At 70.2% G+C, this 4,201-nt stretch carries 4 protein-coding genes; 1 reads left to right on the top strand and 3 read right to left on the bottom strand.

Annotated features, from left to right (window positions below):
• Window positions 1-31: 31 nt before the first annotated feature.
• Together WH07_RS34690 and WH07_RS34685 are read right to left on the bottom strand one after the other, a co-directional pair.
• Window positions 32-1,279 (bottom strand): ABC transporter substrate-binding protein, encoded by a 1,248-nt coding sequence (locus WH07_RS34690; RefSeq protein ID WP_046509003.1) that lies wholly within the window; start codon window positions 1,277-1,279, stop codon window positions 32-34.
• A 43-nt stretch (window positions 1,280-1,322) separates the two neighbouring features.
• Entirely contained in the window at window positions 1,323-2,840 is a 1,518-nt protein-coding gene (locus WH07_RS34685; RefSeq protein ID WP_046509000.1) for a gamma-aminobutyraldehyde dehydrogenase, read from the bottom strand.
• A gap of 210 nt (window positions 2,841-3,050) precedes the next feature.
• On the opposite strand from WH07_RS34685, the gene WH07_RS34680 reads away from it, so the two are divergent.
• Complete coding sequence (locus tag WH07_RS34680) at window positions 3,051-3,638, top strand: NADAR family protein (protein WP_046508999.1); 588 nt, start codon at window positions 3,051-3,053, stop codon at window positions 3,636-3,638.
• Between the two features lie 77 nt (window positions 3,639-3,715).
• Here the strand turns inward: WH07_RS34680 and WH07_RS39255 are convergent.
• A partial coding sequence (locus WH07_RS39255; RefSeq protein ID WP_046508997.1) for a DUF4190 domain-containing protein occupies window positions 3,716-4,201 on the bottom strand: 486 nt, incomplete at its 5' end.

Genomic DNA, 4,201 nt, shown 5'->3' with positions numbered 1-4,201 from the left:
TCTGTGGGTCACACGCCGGTGGGCGGGCGGGTCACGCGCCGATGAGCTTGGCGAACTTCTCCTCGTACGCCGTCTCTTCCTTGCTGCTCAGGGAGCGGAAGGCATGCGAGGAGGCGGCCATCGCCGCGTCCGGGAGGATCAGCGTGTTGTCGGCCATCGACTTGTCGATCTTGGTGAGTTCGGCGCGTACCCCGTCGACCGGGCAGACGTAGTTGATGTACGCGGCGAGCCGGGCGGCGACCGGCGGCTGGTAGTAGTGGTCGATGAGCCGCTCGGCGTTGGTCTTGTGCCGGGCCTTGGCCGGGACCAGCAGATTGTCGCTGGAGATGATGTAACCGCTCGTGGGGATCGCGAACTTGACGTCGGGGTTGTCGCTCTGGAGCTGGACGACGTCGCCGGCCCAGGCCACACAGGCCGCGATGTCGCCCTTGTCGAGGTCCGCGGTGTAGTCGTTGCCGGTGAAGCGGCGGATCTGCTTCTTGTCGACGGCCTTCTGGAGCCGGGCGACGGCGGCGTCGAAGTCGTCGTCCGTGAAGGAGCCGGGGTCCTTGCCGAGGTCGAGCAGGGTCATCCCGACGGTGTCGCGCATCTCGGACAGAAAGGCGACCCGCCCCTTGAGCTGCGGATCGTCCAGAAGCTGGGAGACCGAGTCGACCTTGCGCCCGCCGGTCGCCTTCGCGTTGTACGCGATGACGGTGGGGATGCCGGTCCACGGATAGCTGTGGGCCCGGCCGGGGTCCCAGTCGGGCGAGCGGAACTGCTGGGAGAGATTGGCGAAGGCGTGCGGCAGGTTCGACGGGTCGAGCTTCTGCGCCCAGCCCAGCCGGATGATGCGGGCGGCCAGCCAGTCGGTGACGCATATGAGGTCGCGCCCGGTGTCCTGCCCGGCCGCGAGCTGCGGCTGGATCTTCCCGAAAAACTCGACGTTGTCGTTGATGTCCGCGGTGTACTTGACGGTGATCCCGGTACGCCGGGTGAACTCCTCCAGCGTGGGGTAGTGCTTCTCGTCCTCGCTGACATCCATGTACTCAGTCCAGTTGGAGAAGACGATCCGCTTCTCCTGGGCCGAGTGGTCGGTCGACGCCGGGCCGTCGCCCTCCCGTTTCGCGGGCGGGATGCCGCAGCCGCTCAGACCGGCGAGCCCGCCGATCCCGAGCGCCCCCGCGCCGGTGGCGCGCAGCATGGAACGGCGGGTGAGGGCGCCCCTGCCGCTGGTCATACTGCGCCGCGCGGCGGCCAGTTGGGCCGCGGACAGACGGTCGGGCTCGTACTGCTCCATGCGCTGTGCCCTTTCGGGTGGATGAGGAGGACCGGCCGCCTGTCTAACAGCGGTCACCGAAGATCGTGCGGTGCCAGTCCTTCCTGGCGACCGCCGTGTTGTCGTACATCACATGCTTGACCTGGGTGTACTCCTCGAAGGAGTACTGGGACATGTCCTTGCCGAACCCGCTCGCGCGGTACCCGCCGTGGGGCATCTCGCTGATGATCGGAATGTGGTCGTTGATCCAGACGCAGCCGGCGCGGATCTCCCGTGTCGCGCGTCCTGTGCGGTAGACGTCGCGGCTCCAGGCGGAGGCGGCGAGGCCGTACGGAGTGTCGTTGGCGAGATCGATGCCCTCGTCGTCGGAGTCGAAGGGGAGGACGGCCAGGACCGGTCCGAAGATCTCGGACTGGACGATCTCGCTGTCCTGGGCGGCGTCCGCGACGAGCGTGGGACGGTAGTACGCGCCCGCCTTGAGGTCTCCCCCGGGCGCCTCGCCGCCGGTCACCACCCGGGCGTGGGCGCGGGCCCGGTCGACGAAGCCGGCGACCCGGTCGCGGTGGGTGTGCGAGATCAGCGGGCCGAGGTCGGTGGCCGGATCGAGGGGGTCACCCAGGCGTACTGTCTCCATCAGCCCGGCGACCCCGGCGACGAACGCCTCGTACAGCGGGCGCTGGACATAGGCGCGGGTGGCGGCCGTGCAGTCCTGGCCGCCGTTGATGAGCGCTCCGGCGACCGCGCCGTGGACGGCCGCCTCCAGGTCCGCGTCGTCGAAGACCAGGAAGGGGGCCTTGCCGCCGAGTTCGAGGTGGAGCCGCTTGACGGTGGCGGTGGCGATCCCGGCGACCCGGCGACCGACGGCGGTGGAGCCGGTGAAGGAGGTCATCGCCACATCGGGGTGGCCGACGAGACGCTCGCCCGCGTCGGGTCCCGCGCCGCTGACGACATTGATCACCCCGTCCGGGATCCCGGCCTCCTGGGCGGCCCGGGCGAACATCAGCGAGGTGAGCGGGGTGATCTCGGCGGGCTTCAGCACGATGGTGTTGCCCGCGGCGACGGCAGGCAGGATCTTCCAGGCGGCCATCTGGAGCGGATAGTTCCAGGGCGCGATGGAGCCGACGACCCCGATCGGCTCGCGGCGCACATAGGAGGTGTGGTCGCCGCTGTACTCACCGGCGGAGACCCCGTCGAGATGGCGGGCCGCGCCGGCGAAGAAGGCCGTGTTGTCGACGGTGCCCGGTACGTCGAACTCGGTGGTCAGCCTGATCGGCTTGCCGCACTGGAGCGATTCGGCGTACGCGAGGTCCTCGGCCTGCCGGGAGAGAACGGCGGCGAACCGGTGGAGGGCGTCGGAGCGCGCGGCGGGAGTGGCGCCCGCCCAGCCGGGGAAGGCCGTGCGCGCCGCGGCGACGGCGGCGTCGACATCGGCGGTACCGGCGAGTTCGTACGAATGGATCTCCTCGCCGGTCGCCGGGTTCACGACGGCGTGGGCGCGGCCGGATGTGCCGGGCCGCAGCCGGCCGGCGATGAACTGCGCACCGTCCGCGAAGCGGTCCCGTACCTGGAAGCGATTCGTCATGACGCTCTCCATTGGCCCAGTTGTTGTCCGGGGGTCGTTCGAGGTTGTCGTTCCGGCTTCAATTGAGTGCCGATCCTGACAGAGCCGCGCCGCCTCAACAAGGGATTCCGTTGTTGCCTTTTGGTTACGCGACGGAATCGGTCGCCCCAGGAATACGGAGGCATCCCGGGGCCGTACGGACTGTCAGTGGCGGCTGCGAGACTCGCGCCCATGGAACAGCACCGGGGGAGCCCGGTCCGTACGGCGGCCGCGCTGGCCGAGCGCACGGAGCGCGGCGAGACGATCAAGTATCTGCACTTCTGGGGGCATGCCCCGCGACAGGATGGCACGCTCGGCGGGAGTTGTCTGAGTCAGTGGTGGCCCTCGCCCTTCACTGTCGAGGGCGTCGAGTACGCGACGGCGGAGCACTGGATGATGGCCGCCAAGGCCCGGCTCTTCGGCGACGAGGAGGGCGAGCGCGCGGCCGTCGGCGCGGCGAATCCGGCCCTCGCCAAGAAGGCGGGGCGGCTGGTGCGCGGTTTCGACGGGACGGTGTGGGAGCGCGAGCGCTTCGGGATCGTGGTGGCGGGCAGCGTCCACAAGTTCGGGCAGGACCCCGATCTGCGCGCGTTCCTGCTGGGCACGGGCGAGCGAATACTCGTCGAGGCGAGCCCGATGGACCGGATCTGGGGCATCGGACTGGCCTCGGACGACGAGCGGGCGCACGACCCCGCGCGCTGGCGCGGGCTCAATCTGCTGGGCTTCGCGCTGATGGAGGCGCGTGAGCGACTCCGGTACGGGGAGCCCGCGCGGGTCTGATACGAGGAGCGCCCGCGGGCCCGGGCGGGCGCCCGGCGCAAGCGGATCGGAACAGCCGCAGCCGGGACCGCGGGGGCTCAGCGGCGGTCGTCGGTCACCAGCGAGGTGGCGAACGGATCCGTGTCGGTGGTGCTGTCGAGGTTCTCGCCGTTCGCGATCGCCCAGATCAGGAAGCCCAGGAACGCGGCGCTGATCACGGCGCCGATCGCGCCGAGGACAATGCCCGCGAGCGCCATTCCGCCGTTCGTCGCCTGGCCCCGCCGGACCTTGCGCCGGCCGATGATCCCGAAGACGAGTGCGAGGACACCGAGGATGATGCCGATGCCCCAGATGCAGAAGACGACCACGGAGATGATGCCGAGCACCATCGCGGTGATGCCCATGCCGTTCGACGGTCCGGGCTGCCAGCCCGTGGAGCCGTAGCCGGGGTAACCGGCCGCCGGATATCCGGGGGCGGAGTAGTCGGCGGCGGGATAGCCGTAGCCCGGCGTCGTTCCATAGGGCGACGCGGACTGCTGAGCGCCCGGCGCGGGCTGGGGCGGGGAGCCGGGGTAGCCGTAGGG

Origin of the sequence: Streptomyces odonnellii (assembly GCF_000981895.1) — a bacterium.
GTDB lineage: Bacteria > Actinomycetota > Actinomycetes > Streptomycetales > Streptomycetaceae > Streptomyces > Streptomyces odonnellii.
Note: the sequence above shows the minus strand (reverse complement) of the source record. Positions and strands in the feature narration are given on the sequence as shown.

Bases quoted from the DNA above. Each gene is read 5' to 3' on its own strand.
- WH07_RS34690 (WP_046509003.1), bottom strand. From the start codon at position 1,279: ATGGAGCAGTACGAGCCCGACCGTCTGTCCGCGGCCCAACTGGCCGCC.
- WH07_RS34685 (WP_046509000.1), bottom strand. From the start codon at position 2,840: ATGACGAATCGCTTCCAGGTACGGGACCGCTTCGCGGACGGTGCGCAG.
- WH07_RS34680 (WP_046508999.1), top strand. From the start codon at position 3,051: ATGGAACAGCACCGGGGGAGCCCGGTCCGTACGGCGGCCGCGCTGGCC.